This window comes from Aliikangiella maris, from assembly GCF_040719265.1.
Lineage (GTDB): Bacteria > Pseudomonadota > Gammaproteobacteria > Enterobacterales > Kangiellaceae > Aliikangiella > Aliikangiella maris.
Genome location: NZ_JBFDAH010000006.1, coordinates 24,857 through 48,186, shown reverse-complemented (window position 1 = coordinate 48,186; position 23,330 = coordinate 24,857). Strand labels below are relative to the sequence as shown.

Here is a 23,330-nt window from a genome sequence, read left to right as displayed (position 1 = left end):
ATATTTAATCAATCAGTGACTTGACCTATATTTATTGGTACAGGACATTCAAAGTATTCACCTAGCAAGCGTAATAGTTCATATTCGTTGTCTGTTACCATTCCATCTTGTTGAATAATATCAATGGCCAGATTAAAAACTTCTTTTTTCAAAAAAGGATGTAAACAATGAAGGTTCTCTAACATTCGAGTTAACCGTTCAGGGGAAAAAGGTTCATTGGAGAGCATTGTTTGTGAAATCCCCAATACCTTCATCTGCTTTGAAAAAGTACTGTTTTTTTCTGCATCACTCAATTGGCTGTGCTGGTAAAGTAGTGAAAATAAACCGTTAATTTCATGACCGAGCTTGGCAAACTGATTAATTGTTTTGGTTGCCGGCTGCAATGGCTTTAATTTATTAACAATGAGTGCATAAAAAACAAATTCGGTTAGCCCACATTGGGTTGGACGGTTAATGAGTTGGATTAATTGTTGCTCTAATTGTGTCTTTGTAGGGGCATCCAGTTGTACCAGTTTGGCCAATGCAATATCGAACAAGGCGTGCTGCTGCTGCATTGTCAATGGACTGAGTTGAGTGGTTAGTGCTTGAATATTGTGTGCATTTTTCAGTGCGGAAATTTGCTGAAAGCGAGATACTTTTTGGTGATAAATAATTAAACTGACTAACAAGTTTTGGCTATTGCATGATTGGTTTTCTCCGCGTGCTATCGCTAATAATTCTGCTGGAATGGTTTGCAATAAATGTGCTGCATGAGAATATTGTTTTTCTGATAGATGTCCGACCGAAGATAAAATGCTATTGCTGGTAATTGAAGCTGTGGGTGGTTCTGCTAACGGAGATTTTTCTGTCATGGCAGTAAAGTTTGCCGTGTCGGTAAATGTTTTTTTAGTGGATGAATTTTGTTGTTGGTTTGCAGATAAATTAATATCAAAATCTACTTGTGCAGTAAAATGTGGATCAATGGCACTAATGCGCTGTGCTATTGGCGGGTGAGTGGCTAGCCATCCTGAAAGTTTATATTTGATCGCTTGACCAAAGCATAAGTGACTCATTTCTTCGGCCTTTGGGCTAGACAATAGTGAACTATGCTGACCAATTTGATATAAGGCCTGACAAATACCCGATTTATTACGAGTGTATTGAACGGCAGAGGCATCGGCCAGAAATTCTCGTTGACGGGAAATTCCGGCTTTGATTAATCGACCAAAAAACAAACCAATATATCCGACAATAAACAAGCCAAGGCCAATGACCAGCACGGCTAGTGCGCTTGAGTTTTTATTGTTTGAACTTCTGCGACCTCCACGCAGCAGACCATGGCCGATTTGGCTAATGACCAATAGTCCGGCCAATACACCAATTAATTTGACATTGATGCGCATGTCGCCATGAAAAATATGACTGTATTCGTGGGCAATAACAGCTTGAAGCGCTTCACGATTGAGGTGATCTAATAACCCTTGGGTCACAACCAAAATGGCTTTTGATGGCTCTAGCCCGGCAACAAAAGCATTTATAGTCGATTCTTCGCGCATAATAAATACTTCCGGAATAGGCATACCTGAAGCAATTGACATTTCCTCAACCACATTTAATAAGGTTTTTTCAGCCAGTGTTTGCTGGGATTGAATAATGGGAGTTGCGTTTACACTTTGTACAAGGCTTAATGTCGAGCGGCCCAGCTGCCAGTTTCGCCATAAACTAGTGAGTAATATTATGCCAATAGTCAGTAAGGTAATCCATTTCCAATAAGGTTGTTTAAACCACAATGATATAGTGTTTTCATCAACTTGATGAAATGCCACCGCCAGAAAAAATACCAGATTAATGGCGATAATAATCAGTATAATTGCCAGGATAAACAACATAACAAGTACTTTGGTTTGCTGTCTGGCTTTTGCCTGATGGGTAAAAAAATCCATACGGTGTGTTAGGTGAAAGTTATCAGGTGAAAGTTAGTATCAGCAGCATATTTATTCTGGCTGATACTAATTTGCGCTAGTTAAATGAAACTTTGATAGCTTCGCGTGCTGCGGGATCTTGCATTTCCCACAATTGAGCCGGTTCAAAATTGAACATGCCGGCAACAATATTTGAAGGAAAAGTCTCACGAGTGATGTTGTATTGCATTACGCTATCATTAAAAGCCTGACGTGAAAAAGCAACTTTGTTTTCGGTTGACGTGAGTTCTTCCATTAAACGGTTCATGGTCTCGTTAGCCTTTAAGTCAGGATAGTTTTCTGACAGGGCAAATAACTTTCCAAGTGTGCCGGTTAACAGCGTTTCCGCTGCGGCCAGTTCTTTTATTCTGGCGGCATCGGTTGGATTACCTGCGGCATTTTGATTTGCCTGTTGTGCCATATTTCTCGCGTTAATGACTGCTTCGAGCGTTTCTTTTTCGTGTTGCATATAGCCTTTGGCGGTTTCGACCAAATTGGGGATTAGCTCATAACGGCGTGTCAGTTGGACATCAATCTGTTTAAAGGCATTTTTATAATGGTTTTTTTGAGTGACCAGCTTGTTATACAGAGTGATAAAGACGATCGCTGTGAGTACAACAATACCTAAAATAATCCCGCTTTCCATTTTAAATTCCTCTTGATTGAATTGAAAAGTTAACGTTGTATGTTAGCAAGTTAACTGCACACACGATGGAGTGAATTTATAAATTATTAATTTGTGATTTTAAATCATAGCCTTTATCTGTCACTATTGCTTCAAGTACTTTTATACGCTCTTCTAAAGATTCCAGCCGGGTAATACGATCTTCCAGTGGTTTTAGGTCAATAGGTTCTGGTTGACGATGTTTAATCCATTCGCGAATTAAGCTGGCAACAATTGAAATAAAAACAATTGCAACAATCATTTCAAATAGCTGAAACATAGGGCCTCTCTTTTTACCTTGTTAGACGTTATACCTTGTTAAATAAATGGTGCTGTTTAATACTGGTTAGTTAATGTTTATTTATTGGGTGATCCGTTATAACGCTCAAAAACTACGATGCCACCATTGCCTTGACTAATATTTTAGGTAGATTGTCGGTTGGCCCGTTGATTGCTGGAATCATTGAATGTTATGGTTTATTGTATTTAGATTAACTAAATACTGGCAAATTTACTATACAATAATCTCAGAATCAGGCAAACAACGAAAATCTATCTATGCAATCATCCAACGCTGATACATCTTCATCCAATGCTGCTTCATCTCGTACGGACGAAAAACAGACTATAAACTTGGAGCTAACGCCTAAGGGGAAAGATTTATTCCCTTTGATTGAATCGGTATTGCCATTGAGTCGTTTTGTGAATACTACCCTAAACTCACTGCCTGACTTATTAAACCAGGCGCTCGATTGGCAAATACACCATTTAACTGCTGATCAACTGTCGCTTGAAAAGTCATTACAACAAGGTTTGTTGGACTATTTGCAGATTGACCATCCGGCCGACAAACTCGATGAAGCGGTATTTATGTCGCGCTTAAGATGTTTTCGCCGTGCGCACTCCGCTGCGATTGCCATTCTTGAATTAAATGACAAAATGACCTTGGATGTTTCTTCTCGTCGAATATCGCAATTGGCAGACTGTTTAATTCGACAAGCTTATGATTGGTCCTTTAATACACTGATTGAGCGATTTGGTAAACCGATTGGCCGAGAGTCCGGTGAATTACAGTCGATGCTGATATTAGCAATGGGCAAGCTTGGCGGGGGAGAGCTCAACTTTTCATCAGATATCGATTTAATCTTTTTCTATCCAGAAGATGGCACAACTTGCGATGCGCCACGCAACATGGACAACTCGCGCTTTTTTCGCCGCTTAAGCATGTTGTTGATCAAAGTGCTTGATGAAGTGACACAAGATGGATTTGTCTTTCGAGTCGACATGCGACTGCGTCCTTATGGTGATTCAGGGGCCTTAGCAATGTCTTTGGCGCAAGCAGAAGAATATTATCAGGAGCAGGGACGTGAGTGGGAAAGGTTTGCCATGATTCGGGCGAGGCTGTTAACTGGAAAGCATGAGCATCAAAAGCAACTGACCGATATTATACGTCCCTTTTCTTTTCGCCGGTATATCGATTATGGAGTTATCGAATCTATTCGTAATATGAAAGAAATGATTCAACGAGAAGTTCGGCGGAAAGGACTAAAAGACAATATTAAACTAGGGGCTGGTGGAATTAGAGAAATTGAGTTTATCGTGCAATCCTTGCAGTTAATTCAAGGCGGACGAGATAAACGATTACAAGAAAAAAACCTTTTTTTGGTGATGCCCTTGCTGGTAGAGAGCAAGCTTTTGACGGCAACTGTCGCTGATGAACTGGTTGAGTCTTATTTATTTTTACGCAAAATGGAACATTGCATTCAAGAATATGATGAAAAACAAACTCAACAATTACCACAGTCAACACAAGAGCAAGCTGCGCTGCTGCAAGCAATGCACTTTGCAAATTGGCAGGTGTTACTCGATACTTTGCAGCATCATACACAACGAGTAAATCAACATTTCAATGAGTTGCTGGGTTCTCAGCGGGCGGATGCCTTGTCACAGGATGAGTTTTACGTCTCGCTGGCAGAAGGCCATATTGAGCCGACTGCGTTGCAGCAAAAACTCAAAGAAGATAAGCAGTTAGAAATCGCAGAATTGACGGCAACAGAATTTGTTGCGTTGGTAAACCGTTTTTTGAGTGATTCGGCTGTGTCGAGCTTATCTGCTAGAGGCGCACGTCGTTTAAAAACTTTTTTCCCTGCTTTACTGGCCATTTGTCTAGTAACCGATGATCCTGTCAAAACTCTGGATTGTTTGCTCAAAGTCCTGCAATCCATATTAAAGCGTACTGCGTATCTAGAGCTATTGAGTGAAAACCCACCAATTTTGCAGCATTTGGTTGATTTGGCGGGACGCAGTCAGTGGATTGTGCAGCGCCTCTCGGAATATCCCATACTATTTGATGAGCTGCTGTATCCGAGCAGCCTGTATGAGCCACTGGAAAAAGCTGATTTACGCGCCGAATTACAACAAAGTTTGCTGCGAGTTGATAATGAAGATGAAGAGCTGTTACTTGATACCTTGCGGACATTTAAGCAAGTTAATGAATTGCGAGTGGCCGCTGCACTGCTGGCTGAGCGAATGAGCATTTCTCAGGTCAGTCGTTATTTAACCCAAATTGCCGAAGTGGTTTTACAGGCATCGGTCGATTTATGTTGGCGAATGTTAGTCAAAAAACATGGTGCACCTCAATCTCTTGATGGTGGTCAAGATAAAGGTTTTGCCGTTATTGGCTACGGCAAGCTGGGCGGCTTGGAGCTGGGTTTTGGCTCAGACCTTGACTTGGTCTTTTTATTTAATCAACCGATTGATGAGGCAACAACAGGACCTAAGCCCGTTGGCAACAGTCGCTTTTATACGCGCCTGGCACAAAAACTGATTCACTTTTTATCAACTCGGACCAATTCAGGTGTGTTGTACGAGGTTGACATGCGGCTGCGACCTTCGGGCAGTTCCGGATTACTGGTCAGCCATATTGATGCTTATCAGGAATACCAGCAGGAATCGGCCTGGACATGGGAGCATCAGGCTTTAGTCCGTGCAAGATTGGTTGCTGGTGATAAAAGTATGATTGAGCCATTTAACCAGATTCGTACCAATGTTTTATCAAAAAAACGAGATATACAACGTTTACAACAAGATGTCATTGCAATGCGTGATAAAATGCGTCAGCAGTTAGAAAGACATCAACAAGGTAAAGTCGATTTGAAACAAACTGCTGGCGGTATGGTTGATATTGAATTTTTAGCGCAATATTTTGTGTTGGCTTATCTTGGCAAAGAACAGGTTCCGCAAAATATGGTGGATTGTCTAAAATTAGCACAGGCCCATCGATTAATTGATGCCGCCGATGCATTGACGTTGATCCGCAATTATCGACTGTTTCGTAATAAGCTTAATGAAATCAATTTGGTTACACCAAAACAATTGGCAGACTACAAAGAATTTGTTGATCCACTTAGTCAGGTTAATAATATTTGGCATCAAGTATTATGTTCAAAATAAGCTTGCACAGTATGCTAGGGTTACAATTTAAAATCAAATAGTGACGTGACGAATTTAAAATATACTTATGGCGTGATTGATTATTTGTAATTCATCACATTGACAAATACTTAGCGTGAATTGACTTTCGAAAATTGTTTCGATAAATAGCAGAGAGATCTTATGACAACTGAAAAATTAGCATCTGATCCATTAACAAGTGAACAATCTGAAACTCAACCCGAGTCCTCATCATCGATGGCAGGTCCTTCTTCTCAGCCGGTTTATCAAGTGACTCGCAAACAACTCCCTGCTTGTTGTCCACCTCGGGATCAGGCTCAATGGAATTTACATCCACGAGTTTACTTTGATTTTAAAAAAGCCGGTTCGGCAAACTGTCCTTATTGCGGTAATCGATTTGAATTAATTGATGATTAGAATGGTTGACCAAAATAAATTATCCATCAAAATTTTTTGAACCTTTTGATGGTGGTTAACGTATAGTATTCGGTAAATAGATTGTGCAACGTGAAAATCTATTTTGAATGCCTTTCAAATTGTTTGTTTGATAGCGCTTAAATCAACATTTTGTATATCTTTTATTACATTTTCATAAGGTTTGAAATTGGCTTTTAAGGCACAATAACAAACTGTTTGATAATAATATAACTAACCTGACTATCTTTTGCGCAGAAAAACGGCTGTCGCAATATCCAAGGCGTATCCTGAGGCGTGTATGGTTATTAAAAAAAACTTTTTGATCGGTGTCATCGTAATTATTGTTTGTAGTGCTGGCGTATCGCTAATGTTTGCCAATAAACCCAAACCACCCAAAAAACCGGTTGATGATGTGGCACCGCTAGTTGATGTATTCATACCACAAAAACAATCAGTTACTTTTGAAATTAAAGTTCACGGTGTGATTTCGCCGCGTACTGAAACAACCTTGGTTTCAGAAGTTTCTGGTGTGGTGCAATCGGTCTCCAACAATTTTGTGGTTGGCGGATTTTTTCGCAAAGGTGAAATCTTATTGCAAATAGAATCTACCGATTATCAGGTTGCGGTTGAGCAAGCAAAAGCACGGTTGGCTGGCGAGCAAGCCAAACTAGCTCAGGAAAAAGCGCGCACAGAACAAGCTAAAAAAGAATGGGATTTAAGCGGACGATCGCGCGACACAGCACCGCTGCTTGCATTACGCGAACCCTTTTTACAGGAAGCACAGGCGAATGTATTATCGGCTCAGGCTGACTTAAAAAAAGCTGAACAAAAACTGGCACGTACGGTTATCAGAGCACCTTATGATGGCATGGTAAAAAATAAACTCGCTGATGTCGGGCAATTTGTGGCAACAGGCACTCAACTTGGTACTACTTTTGCGATTGATTATGCTGAGGTCAGATTACCACTAACCGCACAAGAACTGGCATTTATTAACATCCCCAAGATCAAGCAACATATGGCACAAAATTCTGGTACACAAGCCAGCGGTTCGAAAGTGACGTTAATTGCCGAATATGCCGGTGAAACTCGGCAATGGCCGGCTAGATTGGTCAGAATGGAAGGTGTTGTTGATGAGCGCAGCCGAGTTCACTATGCGGTAGCACAAATCGCGGATCCTTATTCTCTGTTATCAGACCATTCATCGCAACCGCCACTCAGTATCGGTACTTTTGTCAGTGCGATTATTGAAGGGCGCACCGAAAAAGACTTATATAAAATTCCACGCGAAGCTTTTAAAGATCTCACCAATATTTTAGTTAGTGATAAAGATGAGCGATTATATCAGCGTCATTTAAATGTTGTGCGAGCCGATGCCAACTATGTGTATGTGCGCGAAGGACTGCAAACTGGTGATCAGGTGATTATGACGGCTATCGAATCTCCGGTGCAGGGAATGCCTTTACGCGTTTCGATCAGCGAAAATGATCGCACAGTAATTGAAAATAAAAATTCAACAGCAGCAAACAATGTTGTAAAAGAAAAAAATATTGTTAGTCAATAATAACCTGTCGATTAAAGCATACTGAAAAGCGTATTTAACGGTAATAATATAGGCTCGACTCATGGCATGTTTAACGCTGACAAATTTAGTTAGTACAGGGATTGGTTAGTACAGGGATTGGTTGATATAGGGTATTAGGTTAGCACAGCGTTAAGTCGGCACAGTGTGCAATGAATAGCAGAGAAATAATATGCAAACTTCTACTGAAAAACAAAATGGTTTGATTGCCTGGTTTACCTATAATCCGGTAGCAGCTAATTTATTAATGATTTTTATTATTATCGGCGGCTTTATTTCTTATCAGATGATGACTAAGCGAATGCAACCCGACATTCAGTTTAACAGTGTTAACATTCAAGTTGCTTATTTGGGCGCTGCGCCTGAAGAAGTTGAGCAAGGCGTCATTTTAAAAATTGAAGAAGCTATTCAAGATGTCAAAGGCATCAAACGAATCAACTCAACAGCCAGTGAAGGCTATGCAAGCGTTGTTGCAGAAATAGAAAATGATATCGATCTGGAGGATGCCGTAAATGAAATTAAAATTCGCGTAGATGCCATTTCTACCTTACCTGGAGAAACGGAAAAACCCGTGATTGCCAAGTCCGAGTTTTCATCTGGTGTTTTATGGCTAAGTATTTTTGGCGATATGGATCAAAAGACCCGTCAGGCAATTACTCAGGAAGTCCGCGATGAAATTATGGCTTTGCCCGAAGTCAACAAGGCAAATATATTAGGCAGTCGTGGATATGAAATTGCCGTTGAAATTACCGATGCCACATTACGCGCTTATAATCTGACCATGACCGAAGTAGCGAATAAGATTCGTCAGTTTTCAATTGATTTACCGGGCGGCGAAATTAAAACGAATGGTGGCGATATTCGTTTGCGAACAATTGGTCAGGCTTATTCAGAAAGTGAGTTTGCCCAACTAATCTTGCGTACCAACCCCGATGGAACTCGATTATTACTGGGCGATATTGCCACCATTCACGATGGTTTTGTCGAATCTACCGATTATGCGCGCTTTAACGGTAAACCCGCTAGCGTTATTCAAGTGCAATCATTAGGGGAACAAAACGACATAGCCATTGCAAAAGCCGTACATCAATATGTTGAAGAAAAAAATAAAGCGCTGCCCGAAGGTGCCAAGATAGAGCCGTGGGGTGATGGTGCTTCTTATTTGCAACAACGCTTGGATATGATGTTTAGCAATATGGGCATGGGCGTAATTTTGGTATTTATTTTATTGACACTATTTTTACGATTTAAAGTGGCACTTTGGGTGTTAATTGGTATTCCCATATGTTTTTTTGGCGCCTTTTTATTTATGGATAAAGTGGGTGATATTTCTACCAATATTAATTTTCTCAGTTTATTTGGATTGATTCTGGTGTTGGGGATTGTGGTAGATGATGCCATCATTATTGGTGAAAGTGTTTATTCCGAAGTGAAAGAAAAAGGACATTCAATTGACAATGTTATCAATGGCGCTAAAAAGGTTGCTGTGCCCGCAACTTTTGGGGTACTGACGACGATAGCTGCGTTTCTTCCTTTGCTGACACTTGACTTTGTGTATGCGCCTTTTTTCGAAGCTATTGCTGTTGTGGTGATACTGTGTCTGATTTTTTCATTGATAGAATCTAAATGGATACTACCTGCGCATTTAGCTCACATGAAATACGATGCTTACGACGAAAAGTCAGCTGATTGGTTGGGTAAGCTGCAACATAAAACCCGTGAAGGAATGGAAAGTTTTGCTAAAAACCAATATCGCCGCGCACTGGATGTGTGTGTAAAAAGTCGCTATTTAGCACTGGTTTGCTTTACATCGCTTTTAGTGTTATCGATTGCCTTAATCAAGTCCGGACTTATCAAATCAGAACCTTTTCCCTCGATACCGGGAGATATGATACAAGCTCGGTTTAGTTTAAATGATGGCTCGCCAGTCTCAGTCAGAGACAATTTGATTGCGCGAATGGAGGCCGCCATTGAAAAAGTTGATGCCGAATTGACACTGCAAAATGGTGGTGAATCTCTAGCGTTACATGCATTAGCCTGGACTGAAACCGATACGCAAGGCGGTATGCTGGTCGAGCTAACCAAAGCCGAAACACGCATTGTCGATTCGCTCACCTTTGAAAAAGCCTGGCGAAATGCGGTGGGTGAAGTGGCTGGAGTAAAAGAAATGCGTTTTATTTCTACCACGGGTGCTGGTGGTGATGCGGCTATCAGCTTTCGACTGGCCGGATCAAATTATGACAATCTTGAGCGTGCTTCGCGAGAGTTGCAACATAAGTTAATGGAGTATGAAGGCGTGTATGATATTCGTACTTCAAACAGTACAGGCAATCGGGAAATTGAACTCTCATTAAAACCCAGTGCAGAAACCCTTGGAATTACGCTGGCCGATTTAGGACGTCAAGTGCGACAAGCTTTTTTTGGTGAAGAAGCGCAACGTATCCAGCGCGGTAAAGATGAAATAAAAGTGATGGTGCGCTACCCCAAAGAGGAGCGTAAATCAATTACCAATCTTGAAAATATGCGTATTCGTACACCAAAAGGTGATTGGGTACCTTTTTCTGCGGTTGCCGAGTTTAAATTGGGTAAAAGTGTTTCGGCTATTCAGCGAGAAGATCGTAAACGTGCTGTTTCGGTGATGGCCGATTTTGATCCAGACAAAGTGCAATCGAGTTTAATTACCAAAGAAATTAACCAAGAATTTATACCTGAACTAATCAAAAAATATCCAGGTGTTAGTTCCGAATTAAGTGGTCAGGCAAAAGATATGCGAGAGTTGTTTACCGAATTAGGTCGCTCAATGCTATTGGCGGTGATTTTGATTTATATTTTATTGGCCATTCCCTTAAAATCTTATATTCAGCCGTTTATGGTTATGTCGGTTATTCCTTTTGGATTTATTGGCGCGATTATTGGCCATTTAATTTTTGATAAAAGTTTTAGCATGATGTCTGGTTTTGGCATTATTGCCTTAACCGGCGTCGTGGTTAATGACAGTCTGTTGATGGTTGAATTTGTAAACCGTGCAAGGCGTGAAGGATTGCCATTGCTCGATTCGGTATTACAAGCGGGTACACAAAGATTCAGGGCAATTATGTTGACCTCGCTTACAACCTTTTTTGGATTGCTACCGATCATGTTTGAAACCAGCTTGCAAGCACAAATTATTATTCCAATGGCCTTGTCGTTGGCTTTTGGTATTTTGCTAGCAACCTTAATTACATTATTTTTAATTCCGAGTTTATATTTAATTTTGGAAGACTTTCGTCGTTTCTTTAGATACTTATTTAAATCATCGTCTAAGGAAATGATGGTGCCAGAACAAATGGCGACTAGCGGCAATCTACCGACCTCTAACCATTATTTGCCGGCCCCTAATCAAACCGACTCAAACGATTAAACCGTTTGAGTGGGTTCTACATTTTAAAGGGAGAGCAAGAACCTATACTTAAGTGGTTTTATTTTGGCGGGTATCATTACGGATTGATAGGCCTTTATTAATTGCCAAAAATAATTTCTTAACCAGCTTAAGTATTTCAGGTTGAAAACATAAACGATTGTTACCATCAAAATAAATCAGTGCTCTGACTTTGCTGCCTGGCTTAAGTGAACAAAATCCAAATTGTTCAATCTTTTGCCGAGTAATCGCTTCGGGTAATTGTCGCCATATTTTTTGATGCTTCTCATGTTTGAAACACATAAAAGCCTGCTTTTCAATGAAGTTTGCCAAGGCCGGCGTTGTTTTAAAATTAAAGTCGGGTTTTATTTTTAGTTGCTTTTCTCGCGACAAAGCAATCTTGGTTTGCGCATTTAGGTTTTTGTAGTTCACAATTAAAAATGAGGCGCGATCAAAAGGTAAGTCATTAATTAAGCAAGTTAATCCTGCTTGTACCAAAGCGGTTGATGACGCGAAGCTATTGGCTTGATTGAGCATTTGACTGATCAGTTGCTCAACCTTATTTTTTAATTGTACTAAATTAAAGTTAGTTGACTGGCTATGCGTCGGCGCAGTACCTGATAAATGCGTTTTTTGGCGCGTACTTCTTGCGGGTGAGACGCGTGATTTATCAATTTGGGGATTGACTAGCCAATCTGGAAAAGGTGGTTTACTGGGTTTTAGCAAGTAACCGAAGCCAGGATTGGGTAAAGGACTTTGTATTAGGTTTTCACTAACATTGCGGATCCCTTGATGAATAGATTGCTTGAGTTTTCGATTTTCTAAATGTGATAAATGCTTGATTAATTCAATAATATGCTGTGTACCGTGAGGATGCCAACAAGACATTACTGCTCTTGCTAATTGGTTACACATAACGATTAACCAGGCTTCTTGACGGTGCCATTGTTTCAATGAAGGTGTGCTCTCGCTAATGCCCTGGTGGGCGTATGCATATAATTCTTTGGGATTGGTTGGCAACTCTTTTGAAAAAATCAATTGGCATTGCTCGCTCAGGTGTAACTCTTCGGCAATCGTTTTGCGCCAGTCGTGTAAATTAAATCCCAGCTTTGATTCTTCAAACAAATTTAACTTGCTGGGCCGATTTAAGCGACGGTAATAAATTCGCCACATACTTTCAGGTTTTAAATACCAAAGTATGATATCCGGTAAACTGTAAAATAAGGCGGTCCAGTAGCGCTGGTTACTAGCGTTGGTTAATTCGCCTATTTGTTCAGCCAGCTCTGCCGCCAGTAAACTACATGAGAGTAAAAATTGGACTTCTTGTGATAATTTGATTTCGCCCTGTGGCTTTAAAGGTAAAAAGCGTTGTTGTGCACCACCAATTCCAATGGTACTCAATGCATGATCGGCGGCGTAGGGGTGATTACTGCGGTTTTGTGTAGCTTCCCAACCTGCGGTAATCAGCGCTGCGCAAAATAGCGGATCTTTATAATAAATATCTTTAAACGAATCCGTCGAACTATTAGGATCGGCCAGCTTATTTTTTATAGCAGGCAGTTCTAAAGGATAAAGTGGGGCTTTTTGATACTCGGTGAGTCGTTGTTTAATCAGAACTGCATTATTGCTCATCGGGATGAATGATAGTGGCTGTAATTGTTCACGAATTATTCTAGTATAGTCCAGAAACCAACAAGTGGAGTTGAATTTGCAGCAGTGTCCTTTGTGCCTCTCTCAATCGATGAGTTTTTATCATCGTGATAAAAAAAGAAGTTATTTTCAGTGCACTGCGTGTCAATTAGTCAGCGTGCCGCCAGCACACCATTTATCAGCAGTACAAGAAAAGTTGGAATATGATAAACACCAAAACTCCCCTGATGATATCGGCTATAGAAAATTTCTATCGCGAATATTAGTACCATTATTTGAGCAAATGAGACCTGGCTCAATCGGGCTGGATTATGGTTGTGGGCCCGGCCCAACGATTAGTGTAATGGCGCAGGAGGCTGGCCTTGCAGTGAGTAATTACGATCCATTTTTTGCTAATTACCCTGAGAGACTAACGAGTCAATATGACTTTATTACCTTAACCGAAGTCATAGAGCATGTCAGCCGTCCGGCGGAGCTTTTACCCAGTTTAAACCAACTGCTCAAACCGAAGGGTATATTGGCGATTATGACCAAGCGGGTGAAAGACTTAACGGCTTTTAGCCAGTGGCATTATAAAAATGATCCCACTCATATTAATTTTTATTCGGTTACAACTTTCGAGTGGATCGCTCAAAAAATGAACTGGACGCTAAAAGTAATTGATAAAGATGTGGTGTTTTTTTATCAATCATCAGTTTATTCGCCAGATTACCAATAAATTCTGGCGTTAACTATTGATTGCCAGTCATATTTTACGTAAACTCCCACTCCGCTTGATTTGTCCCAATTTAGGCTGCTGCTGCTTAACATTGGGGAGATACTAGCCCTAGTATCTCAATATTTTAATGTCAGTACTAACTGATTCATCAATTAAAATTGATCAAGTATAAAAGTGAAAATGGGCCTTTAGCTCAGTTGGTTAGAGCACCCGACTCATAATCGGTAGGTCCACAGTTCAAGTCTGTGAAGGCCCACCATTTTCACCTTACAAATCAAGAAGTTTGTTCTTGTAAGCATAGTTTGGCCGCTTTGGCCACATTATGGTTTCATATGAAAGCAAAAGTGGCCACGTTTGCTCGGTCATTTCTCCATCTGCGACGCTATAGAGTTCAAACGAAGCTCTTTGTCAGACAAAGTTTAAATACGAGCGCCCTCAATATTAGAATCAGTTTAAGACCTGAACGATATACAAAGTTAAAATTAAGCGATCTTTGATTGAGTTAGTATGCGATGACTCCTTAAATTCTTTCTTTATTCCCTTCATTCTTTACTCAAGCTAAAAGAAATTAGCGTGGTGTTAGCTGTGAGCCACAGATTTTTAACACCCTGTCAGAGCCTGTTTTTTGGCTTAAATTTTAACATTGTATGGAATATTGGCCGTTGATAGTATCAAGTAAGAGAATGAGAGAAATGACTGTTTATATCTTAAAGCGGACATTGGGCAAGAGAAGCAATTATTATTGTTACGCTTCGCTAGCGCTGTAATTTGTTAATAAGAATAGCGAATCGCTCTAACGGATATATTATTATTTACACTATGTGAAAATAATAATATTAACAATTCAAACAGATGCATGTAAGTTATTGAATATTTAATGAATAAGATATTTTTCGGGATATCGAGTTTATTACTTGTGTTTTGCTGAATAGAATAAGCTGTTATGCACTTAAAGGAAGAATGATGGGAATAGGAAGGTGGTTACAGGTCAGAGATGCAAGGAATACTTACAGTGAACTCCAAAAGCTTCCTGATGAAGCTTTAAGAACCCTTCCGTCGTTAGTTATTACTGCAGCAGCCAAGGTCATGGTTGAACATAGTATTTCTGTAATAGATATTCTAGAAAGCGAATCATTTAATATGGCAGACGATTGTTGGTGGATTCATGTCCCAGCGATTCTTAACACTCAGTATCGAATTCCATGTTTGAAAGCTGGGAACTCTGGAAATGACCAGGCTTTAGCTCTAGGTTATGCATATTCAATTGCGACACACTCGGTTCGCGCAGTTTTAGACTACGAAAACAGTGGTAATAAAAAGCTTATGTTCTGGGGGCAAAAAATATGGAGACTGATTGACCCTGAGCGCACTAACACTCCATTGCGGTTTAGTTAAGTTTAGAGTTTCACGAAATTCGAAAACAATTAGCCGATGTTAGAAAATGACCGCACCAAGAATAAAATCTTGAAGTTGCTAAAACTGAGTCAAACAAAAGGAGATATATTGTCAGTATGTATTCAAGTTCTTTGTATAAGATTAAGCCACTAGATCGGCGAAATATTGAGAATATTGCAAATGATGAAATTTGGGTTCCTCAAGCTAGCTCTTTGAACGATCCATATGATTGCTCAATACTTCCTCATCTTAAGACTGATATAGAAATTAATGAACTTCAAGAACTTCTCAATGAATTAGCAAATGAGGCCGAAATTTTTAATCATGTGGTAAATGCAGAGTATTTTGAAGCCAAATCTAAACAAGATAAAAACTGGATAGCGCATCAAACTGTATGCCAACGAATTAAAAGCATAGGTATCTTATCGTTCATTGATACCCCATATAACATCGTGACATGGAGTCATTATGGAAATGAGCACAAAGGAATATGCATAGAGTTTTCTCCCGTGAGTGATAATTACCTAGAGCGGTTTAAAATATATCTTGGAGGGTATCGACTTCAGTCTGTATCTTATACAAATAATATTCCTCGTATTGATTGGCACGAGTTTTTAAGGTCTCCAAGAATACTATTAGAAATTATTCTTAGAACAAAATTTCGAGATTGGTCCTATGAAAACGAATCAAGAATAATCACTTACAATGAGTCAGGAAATAAAGCTTTGAAGTTAGAAAAGCTAGGGTTGAAAATGACAAAAGTATTCGTAGGTTGTGAAGTCGAAGAGTCAGATGAGCTAGCACTATTAGAAGATGTCTGTACTCGGAAAAACATCCCTTTACAGAAACTCGAACGACTGCATTATTCCTACGGCCTACAGAATATGGAATGTTATGAATGAGTAACAAGGGAGGCCGAATACTCAAATTAATGTCCGTAAATGGCCGAGTCGCGACTAAAATATCGAGGAAAATTAGATAGTTTTAGTGTAGGAACTATCTTAAAGCGGAAGTGAGTTGATTTATGTGATAGTCTGTTTTCGACCCAAAGCGGATATCGATTAAGTATTCTGTACCCGTAATTTCTTAAGCACTCAAAATAATTAAACCTGATTTTCTCAAAATATTCAAAGACTTTAAATGAGCTATACGGACGACTTAGAAAATTTAAAAAACGCGATATGCGCTCTTAAGCCAACTGGCCAAAATGGATTTGAAGGCTTTGTAGCTGCAATTCTGGGTAAGATATCCGGACACACATTTCGCCTTGCTGGTTCAGGGTCGCAATATGGAAAAGATGGGGATGCATCTTCTCAAACAAGCCATATCAGTTTTGAATGCAAGCTATACACAAAACCTCTCGTTAAAAATGAAATTCTTAGCAAATCAGTCGAAATACTAAGCGGCACAGATATTCCTGATGCATGGATTCTTGGTGCCACTCAAGAACTCAAAACCCAAATTCACGATCCACTCAAGTCGAATTTTGAAATGGGCGGAGTTTCCTTAATTATACTCGACTGGCCAGAGAACATGCGGTTCCCACCACTGGCATGCGCATGCGCCATAGCCGAAGATGTTGCGATAGAATTTTTTCAGAAAAACATTACGAATAAAAAGTTATTTACTGAGGCAAAATCTGCAATCTCTTCAATTCGCTCAATTTCCGAATTTTCTTCGAAAGCAGGAGAGCTAGAGCGCTCGCTTCGTGAACCTACTTTGGGTTTACAACTTGCGATAGAGAAGAATAGCAAATGGTTAAAGAGAATATTCTCGGATAAGCGGCACGCAAAGCAAATACTGGGACAGCCGATTTCGCCTATAGCAACCTCTAAAATAGCTTTACAGCCTAGGCGTAAATTAGTTGCAACATTGACCGAAAAAGTTTTCTTAAAAGTTAATGACAGCGTCAATATTATTTTCGGTGATGAAGGTTGCGGGAAGTCGTGGCTATTCGCGCAAACATGGTGTCAGCTAGAAAATTCATCGCTCACTATCATTGTGCCAGCCTCAGAAATAGGTCATTCATTTTCTTATGAACAGCTTGAAAAGTTTCTTATCGATAAAATAATTACTCAAACTGGCGACAGCCTGACAGATGTCATTGTTGCCAGATGGTGTCGGCGTTTCAAACAGTGGAAAAACATCAGTATTCAAAACGAACCACCAAGATTGGTAGTATTTATTGATGGACTTAATCAAAATGCGAAAATTGTCTGGAGCCGTATTATTGACAGCTTTGGTAGGGTGTTGAGTGACCTAGGCGGGAACCTAGTTTTATCAAGTCGTAAGGGTTATTACAATTCAAATATCAAGGATACGCTGCTTACTGATTTGAACCCCATTCTTGTTCAGGAGTGGAGTCTAGATGAATTGAAAGAGATTCTCTTAGAATGCGCTATAGACATCAAGAGCATCACTGAGGCTGTGATTAAAACTCTTAGAAACCCTCGTATTCTTTCTATAGCAATAGAACTTCTGGATAGTGCCCAAATTGTTAATTTTTCCGAATTAAATGTAGAAAGATTGTTATTCGAACATATTCGCGCGTCAGCTAAAGAGGGCTCAGCTCTAGAAAGACCTGAACAATTTAAAGACAGGCTATCTAAACACGCTCAGGAAATCATCAGTCGCGTTAAAAGAGATCAAGAGGAAGACCAGCTTATATTCGAGATTGGAGGTTCAGGCTCATCGCTCTATAACCTGTCTGCTGATCTTCTGGCTGTAACTGAAGGTCATTTTTTCCACCCATTAGAGAATGATCCTAACCTTTACACCCTTTCTCAAGAAGGCTTGTCAGTAGCGTTTGGAATAGCTTTGATTAAGTCATTACAAAAATCCGAGAGAAATGATTTAAATCTTGCCGAGACTCTGAACGAGATCATAGAGCCCATATCGGCATTGGATATGACATCTAAGGCAATGATTTCGGCTCTGCTCATTTCTAGCATTGACGACAACTGCTCCGAAGCTATTGGCGAGACCATATTGCTTTCTTTTATAAAGCAGCAGAATATTGATTTTCAAGAATATTCGATATTCTCATCTGCCGTCAGAGCTCGACCGTCCTCTGCCTTAAATACTTTGTATCGTCTTGCATGCCAATCCGAATATATTGCCAATAAGGATTGGCTTCTTTCTGCCTTGAGTGAGCTTAAATATGATACTGGTTCATGGAATATGGCATTATCTTGTTTTGATAAATGGTTAAGAGTATATTCGCTTTCTCCCGAACTTTCGGTTCATGCTTTCTATGCAAAAGGTGATAAGGAAAATTACGATAAAATGGTGTCTGAGAGACGGGACGTTCTTTCTCAAAGAATGGATTCCTTAAGTTCTGCTGAGAAAGGTTTTATTTCTCTCAAAATGACTCAAGATGACGAAGTCAATACATCAGAACTTTCAAGTGACATATTTAAGATAATTTCCGGTTCATCTATTTCTTCATTCAGTGAAGCACTTGTTGCATGGGCATTTTCCCAATCTCTTAACTGCTGCACTTCAACTGATTATAATGATTTTGAGTCGCTTATTCGCTTTAACAGCCAAGACTGGAGAGATACGCGAGATAAACTACTCAATATCGCCAAAATATTTGATGGCGAGAATTCATCTAACACAGGAAAGTGGTCAATGATTGCCATTCTGCGCGCTACGGGTACACAGGAAGACGCGGACAAAGCCAGCCTTATTTTTGAAGAGTTAACTAAAGACAGAGAAAAATATGAAGGCTGGAGGCTCGTCGAAAAATACTGTGCATCTGACCCCTGTGATCCTAGTTCTACCTTTCCAGACAATATAAAATCTACTGCAGTAAATCTTAAAAAGATTATGATGGAGGATATGCGGGAGTCACGTTGGATGACAAAAGATGATATATTTCTCCGCGACACCCTACCAGGCTTGGTGAGATTTTTACCAGGAGAGACTATAAAATATTATAGAAACCGAACGAATCACTCGGTAGGCCAAGGAATTCAATCACTGCGAAATAATTTAACTGAATTCACACAAAATTTTCCTATTTTTACTTCAGAAATAGTCGAGTCTCTCATAAAGATTGCCGCTAAAACTCACGTACCAGAACCGTGGAATTCTGCAGAATCTAAAGACACTTGGGTTATTGTTCAGTACTCGTTATTCGCAGTATTTTCTCAAATTAACGGAGATAGACAGCTAGATATCCTATCATCCCTTTCAAATCAGGGAGCGATATTACTCAAGCTTTGCGATACTTTTAAACCAGCCACCTCTGAAAAGTTAGAGGAAGCCTTGATGAAAGCTAAAAAGAGTAGTAACGACAATGTAAAGATAGCCATTCTAGCCTTCGCAAGATATTCAGATACGCCCATTTCTGAATTAGCTAAGAGCGTTGTTGGTGAATTATTTAGAAGTTCGAATTCAAGCGTTAGGGCGCAAGCCCTAAATGTTATAACCTATCTGGAAGATGCAAAGCTGATAGAATATGTTGTAAAGAGCGGATGGAGCGCCCAACCTCTTGATCCAAGAGAGCAGTACTTTGAGGTGCATTACGGCTCATACGTGGTTGTATCTGCTGGGAAGCTAGGAATTATAAGTTCTGATGAAGTAATCGCTCGTATTTCACCAACTTTTTATGGATTGGCTGCCCAATTACTTGGCAATACTGCGAAAGTATTAATCAGCAAAAAGCTTTCTGAATCGTTAGATAAAGTAGTGGGGGCGGATATTTCATCTAAATCTCCGCCTGTCGAGCAAAACCAGAATTCATTGAACGCCGTTCGTCCAACACTTTTATCCCTCATTGATAACAGTGATGGTTTATTTTCTATAGAATCTATGAAGAGATCGTCAGAATCTCCAGAGGAATTTGATGAGCGGCAAGAGCGATCATGGGAGTCATTCAAACGTTTTGAAAAAGAGTTAAGTGCAAAAGGGGCAAGATTGATAATTGACAATGTTGGATTAAGTGCGGTTAAGGCATTCACAGAGTTTTCGACCGAAACAGCAGTAAGCTATGCCCATTCTTTTCTTTCTCTTCCCGAGAACAAAAAAATCAGAGTAACTAATATTGCCCTTATGCTTGCGCAGTGTTTGTCTAGTATTGAAACTCCTTTAGCCAGAAAGCTATTTGATCATTTTGAAAATGAACCGGCAGTACTTACGATTACGCATGGACTTGCCGCCATTCCACTAGGTTCATTGAGCATCTGGGAGAGTGCTGACAATGAGGCTATGGACGCTCTAAGAGCCAAGCGGCTAGACAGAGCAGCGAATGATCACGAGTTGTCCATTGAAGTTCTAGCGGCTTTGTTTTCTGGTAAATCAGATTTTCTCATCCGATATGCTGAAAATTTATTAGATCGAGAAAGGCCAATCGATAAAGCCAGAGCATTATTGATATTGGGTTTTGGTGATGTATCCGCCAAGGCTGATAGCATTCTTGCTCGATACTCGGATTCGAAGGGCTTGATTGGGGCAGCCTTTAGCACCGCAAAATATGCGTACGAGAGAAATGTGTGGTCTCGCCACTGGTATAAAATTATGTGCGAAACTGAATCGCCAGAAGAATTTTGGCGCTGCGGAATTCTACTCACAAAAATTGTAGATGGGCGGTTCGAGATTTGGGCGAACAGCTTTGACAAAAAGGGTGGCCCTGTTATTAGTTTTAGTTCTTGCTTCGAAAGTAAACTGAAAAATCGTATTAAGCGCTGGAAAGGTAAAAGGGAGAAAACTCTTCTTGGCTCTAAAGTACCAGGAGATGTAGAGGTCAACTAATTTGGGCCACCCCTTTATAGTTTTCGACGTATTCTTTTTCTTTCTGATTGGGAGGCAATCCATCATTGAAGCTGTGAGGTCTTTGTTGGCTATAGTAGCCGACTAAATATTTCACGATGTGCTGTTTGGCCGACTCAAAGTCTCCGTAACCTTTAACTGGAATCCATTCCGTTTTTAATGCTCGAAAGAGTCTTTCCATTGGACTGTTATCCCAACAATTGCCTCGACGACTCATGCTCTGTTTGCTCTGATTACGCCAAAGCGTTTGCCTAAATTCTACGCTGGTGTAATGACAGCCTTGATCACTATGGAATAATAATCCCTCTGGCTTGCCTCGCATTTCAAATGCCATTTGCAAGACTGTTTGGGTTAGCTTACTGTTCGGCGAGTAGGACATAGCCCAACCCACAGGCTTTCGTGCATAAAGGTCTAACACAACTGCCAAATATGCCCACCGCTTACCCGTCCAGATATAGGTGACGTCACCACGATAGTGGCACAATTACTACTAAACTGAGAGGTGTTCAATGGCAAAAAACATCAGACTTTTATTCAAGAGTTTCATTTAAAAGCTGGCAGATTGGTATAAGCAAAAGTTTTTATGTATTCCTGAATAGAAAATGTGTTAACTAAATATGTTCGACAAAATACCCTCTAATCAAGAAACAAATACGAATAACCGTTACCAAATAAAAATTTGAGCAACAAATATTTTTGTTTTGCTAGCAAAACTTTGAACTGATTTTAATCGATTTACTTTATTTACTAACGTCTGTCCGGCAGACAGTTTTTCCAATTTATTTTTAACATGATTGGTTTTATCTTCGAGAGAATTTTCATATTCAATATGACACTCACCAGATATAACATAAGCCAACTCAATGTATTGAGTTTGCTCATCACTGGTTAAAGGTTGTGTCCATAACTGGCTCTGATTTTGAAGCGTGATCACATCAACCTTAAAGTATGCAACGCGTTGGCAACCATTAAATTAAAATCCTTAATGGTTCCATCGATTAACTCACAGTCTGTTTGCCATTGGCCAGAAAAGAGTTGCCTCTGTAAAGGCGTATTTATGGTTATCCATTCTTGCTGATTAAACCGCAATCGCATACCAGCACCTTCTAACAACATGATGCAACGTTGATAATGTTCAAACAATGAAAATGGGCCATCTTGAGCTATTGTCGCAATAGATAATCGCCAAAGAGGTAACTCGTCATCTATATGACATTGGTCTGATATTGCAAGTTGACAGGTTTTTCCACCACCATTCTTCCATGGCATTGTGATGTAATCGGTAGGGGAGAGAATGATCATGAATGAATTGCCTCAATGAATAATTGTTAAACCGACTAAGATTTTAAACTGTCGGATTAAGTATACCGACTGCTTATTCTACCGATACGAATGACAATCCACAAAGAATTAGCAAGTCATAAGTAAATAGCAACACGAATTAGTATTCTCACTCTTAACTCGAACGGTTAAACATTTATTTTTTAATAAACGCAACCAACTCCTCAGCTAACAGTTCGGGATGTGATAAAATAAAAGCATGGGCAGTATTTTCAATTTCTTTAAACGCTGCATTAGGCAAAAGTGTTTTCAGGTAAGTTATTTGTTCAGGTTTGACCAAAACATCGTCACTGCCACGTAACACTTGGCAAGGAATATTTATTTCGTTTAAAGATTGGTAGGTTTGAGTTTGATCGTCAAGCACGCCACTGCGGAATAACGATAAAACAGTTTGTTCAAAACCGGGAAGTAAAAACTGCGACATAAATTTGTTTACAAATCGCCCATCGGCAATGCTGGCATAACGTTTTTGGCGTCGTCGTTTTAACATGGGAATGACATAAATACGATTTAACAACTCGCCAAGTAAGGGAGTTTTAAATAAAGTGACGATAGGCATATTGGCGTTAAAATTAACCAGCGGTGCGGTTAATATGACTCGGTTAAATTTTGCCGGATGGTCCGCGACTAATGATGCCGCAATAGCTGCGCCTAGCGAGTGGCCTAAGATTGAAATGGGGGATTCAACATCAAGCGAATCAAACTTGGCAGGATTATTGCGAATTTCATCCAGCAGCTGCATAATTTGTTGTTTAAATAAACTCAGGTTATAGACTGTTTTGGGACGAGCGGAGTAACCGTGACCCATTAGGTCTATGGTTAATGTTCTGATGCCTGCTTGGTTGAAATAGGGCACGAGTCGTTCAAAAATCCAACCGGCAACGGTGGCGCCGTGAAGTAATAATATGGTTGAGCCACCGCTTGGTCCGTCGATACGATAATGACATTTGCCAACGGATAGCTTAACGTATTGATGTTCATCGGTCAGATTATTCATT

Annotated in this window: 15 protein-coding genes, 1 tRNA gene and 1 pseudogene; 9 read left to right on the top strand and 8 right to left on the bottom strand. The window is 39.9% G+C overall.

What is annotated here, in order from left to right; genetic code table 11:
• Positions 1-8: 8 nt before the first annotated feature.
• From ABVT42_RS06895 to ABVT42_RS06885, 3 genes are all read right to left on the bottom strand, one after another.
• Complete coding sequence (locus ABVT42_RS06895; protein ID WP_353874156.1) at positions 9-1,922, bottom strand: M48 family metallopeptidase; 1,914 nt, start codon at positions 1,920-1,922, stop codon at positions 9-11.
• Between the two features lie 76 nt (positions 1,923-1,998).
• Positions 1,999-2,586 carry a LemA family protein gene (locus tag ABVT42_RS06890; protein ID WP_353874157.1) on the bottom strand — a complete coding sequence of 196 codons (588 nt, stop codon included), beginning with the start codon at positions 2,584-2,586 and terminating at the stop codon, positions 1,999-2,001.
• A gap of 76 nt (positions 2,587-2,662) precedes the next feature.
• The gene (locus ABVT42_RS06885; RefSeq protein ID WP_353874158.1) at positions 2,663-2,884 is read right to left on the bottom strand and encodes a hypothetical protein; all 222 of its coding nucleotides are present in this window, start codon (positions 2,882-2,884) and stop codon (positions 2,663-2,665) included.
• 278 nt (positions 2,885-3,162) lie between these two features.
• Between ABVT42_RS06885 and glnE the strand changes: the two genes are divergently transcribed.
• From glnE to ABVT42_RS06865, 4 genes are all read left to right on the top strand, one after another.
• Positions 3,163-6,057 carry a bifunctional [glutamate--ammonia ligase]-adenylyl-L-tyrosine phosphorylase/[glutamate--ammonia-ligase] adenylyltransferase gene (glnE, locus tag ABVT42_RS06880; protein ID WP_353874159.1) on the top strand — a complete coding sequence of 965 codons (2,895 nt, stop codon included), beginning with the start codon at positions 3,163-3,165 and terminating at the stop codon, positions 6,055-6,057.
• Between the two features lie 162 nt (positions 6,058-6,219).
• Positions 6,220-6,474, top strand: a complete 255-nt coding sequence (locus tag ABVT42_RS06875) for a zinc-finger domain-containing protein (RefSeq protein WP_353874160.1) — start codon at positions 6,220-6,222, stop codon at positions 6,472-6,474.
• Positions 6,475-6,772: 298 nt separating this feature from the next.
• Positions 6,773-8,038: an efflux RND transporter periplasmic adaptor subunit gene (locus ABVT42_RS06870; protein ID WP_353874161.1), complete on the top strand. Its 1,266-nt coding sequence runs from the start codon at positions 6,773-6,775 to the stop codon at positions 8,036-8,038.
• 190 nt (positions 8,039-8,228) lie between these two features.
• Positions 8,229-11,456 carry an efflux RND transporter permease subunit gene (locus ABVT42_RS06865; RefSeq protein ID WP_353874162.1) on the top strand — a complete coding sequence of 1,076 codons (3,228 nt, stop codon included), beginning with the start codon at positions 8,229-8,231 and terminating at the stop codon, positions 11,454-11,456.
• Between the two features lie 48 nt (positions 11,457-11,504).
• Here the strand turns inward: ABVT42_RS06865 and ABVT42_RS06860 are convergent, their stop codons facing one another.
• Positions 11,505-13,085, bottom strand: a complete 1,581-nt coding sequence (locus ABVT42_RS06860) for a hypothetical protein (protein WP_353874163.1) — start codon at positions 13,083-13,085, stop codon at positions 11,505-11,507.
• A 76-nt stretch (positions 13,086-13,161) separates the two neighbouring features.
• On the opposite strand from ABVT42_RS06860, the gene ABVT42_RS06855 reads away from it, so the two are divergent.
• The 5 genes from ABVT42_RS06855 (at position 13,162) to ABVT42_RS06835 (ending at position 20,973) form a co-directional block, all read left to right on the top strand.
• Entirely contained in the window at positions 13,162-13,821 is a 660-nt protein-coding gene (locus tag ABVT42_RS06855; RefSeq protein ID WP_353874164.1) for a class I SAM-dependent methyltransferase, read from the top strand.
• Between the two features lie 182 nt (positions 13,822-14,003).
• Positions 14,004-14,080 (top strand) — tRNA-Ile (locus ABVT42_RS06850).
• A 704-nt stretch (positions 14,081-14,784) separates the two neighbouring features.
• Complete coding sequence (locus ABVT42_RS06845) at positions 14,785-15,216, top strand: hypothetical protein (RefSeq protein ID WP_353874165.1); 432 nt, start codon at positions 14,785-14,787, stop codon at positions 15,214-15,216.
• Between the two features lie 116 nt (positions 15,217-15,332).
• Positions 15,333-16,118, top strand: coding sequence for a DUF2971 domain-containing protein (locus ABVT42_RS06840; RefSeq protein WP_353874166.1), 786 nt, complete (start codon positions 15,333-15,335; stop codon positions 16,116-16,118).
• A 238-nt stretch (positions 16,119-16,356) separates the two neighbouring features.
• Entirely contained in the window at positions 16,357-20,973 is a 4,617-nt protein-coding gene (locus ABVT42_RS06835) for a hypothetical protein (protein ID WP_353874167.1), read from the top strand.
• On the opposite strand, the pseudogene ABVT42_RS06830 reads toward ABVT42_RS06835, so the two are convergent.
• From ABVT42_RS06830 to ABVT42_RS06815, 4 genes and pseudogenes are all read right to left on the bottom strand, one after another.
• Positions 20,966-21,460 (bottom strand): annotated as a pseudogene (locus ABVT42_RS06830) (IS3 family transposase); the annotation flags it as partial. The gene ABVT42_RS06835 and the pseudogene ABVT42_RS06830 sit on opposite strands and share 8 nt — an antisense overlap.
• Positions 21,461-21,655: 195 nt before the next feature.
• Positions 21,656-21,925 carry a hypothetical protein gene (locus ABVT42_RS06825; protein WP_353874168.1) on the bottom strand — a complete coding sequence of 90 codons (270 nt, stop codon included), beginning with the start codon at positions 21,923-21,925 and terminating at the stop codon, positions 21,656-21,658.
• The gene (locus tag ABVT42_RS06820) at positions 21,922-22,293 is read right to left on the bottom strand and encodes a HutD/Ves family protein (protein WP_353874169.1); all 372 of its coding nucleotides are present in this window, start codon (positions 22,291-22,293) and stop codon (positions 21,922-21,924) included. The genes ABVT42_RS06825 and ABVT42_RS06820 overlap by 4 nt, the downstream gene beginning before the upstream one ends.
• A gap of 175 nt (positions 22,294-22,468) precedes the next feature.
• The gene (locus ABVT42_RS06815) at positions 22,469-23,329 is read right to left on the bottom strand and encodes an alpha/beta fold hydrolase (RefSeq protein ID WP_353874170.1); all 861 of its coding nucleotides are present in this window, start codon (positions 23,327-23,329) and stop codon (positions 22,469-22,471) included.
• Between the last annotated feature and the right edge of the window lies 1 nt (position 23,330).

Bases quoted from the DNA above. Each gene is read 5' to 3' on its own strand.
- ABVT42_RS06895 (WP_353874156.1), bottom strand. From the start codon at position 1,922: ATGGATTTTTTTACCCATCAGGCAAAAGCCAGACAGCAAACCAAAGTA.
- ABVT42_RS06890 (WP_353874157.1), bottom strand. From the start codon at position 2,586: ATGGAAAGCGGGATTATTTTAGGTATTGTTGTACTCACAGCGATCGTC.
- ABVT42_RS06885 (WP_353874158.1), bottom strand. From the start codon at position 2,884: ATGTTTCAGCTATTTGAAATGATTGTTGCAATTGTTTTTATTTCAATT.
- glnE (WP_353874159.1), top strand. From the start codon at position 3,163: ATGCAATCATCCAACGCTGATACATCTTCATCCAATGCTGCTTCATCT.
- ABVT42_RS06875 (WP_353874160.1), top strand. From the start codon at position 6,220: ATGACAACTGAAAAATTAGCATCTGATCCATTAACAAGTGAACAATCT.
- ABVT42_RS06870 (WP_353874161.1), top strand. From the start codon at position 6,773: ATGGTTATTAAAAAAAACTTTTTGATCGGTGTCATCGTAATTATTGTT.
- ABVT42_RS06865 (WP_353874162.1), top strand. From the start codon at position 8,229: ATGCAAACTTCTACTGAAAAACAAAATGGTTTGATTGCCTGGTTTACC.
- ABVT42_RS06860 (WP_353874163.1), bottom strand. From the start codon at position 13,085: ATGAGCAATAATGCAGTTCTGATTAAACAACGACTCACCGAGTATCAA.
- ABVT42_RS06845 (WP_353874165.1), top strand. From the start codon at position 14,785: ATGGGAATAGGAAGGTGGTTACAGGTCAGAGATGCAAGGAATACTTAC.
- ABVT42_RS06840 (WP_353874166.1), top strand. From the start codon at position 15,333: ATGTATTCAAGTTCTTTGTATAAGATTAAGCCACTAGATCGGCGAAAT.
- ABVT42_RS06835 (WP_353874167.1), top strand. From the start codon at position 16,357: ATGAGCTATACGGACGACTTAGAAAATTTAAAAAACGCGATATGCGCT.
- ABVT42_RS06820 (WP_353874169.1), bottom strand. From the start codon at position 22,293: ATGATCATTCTCTCCCCTACCGATTACATCACAATGCCATGGAAGAAT.
- ABVT42_RS06815 (WP_353874170.1), bottom strand. From the start codon at position 23,329: ATGAATAATCTGACCGATGAACATCAATACGTTAAGCTATCCGTTGGC.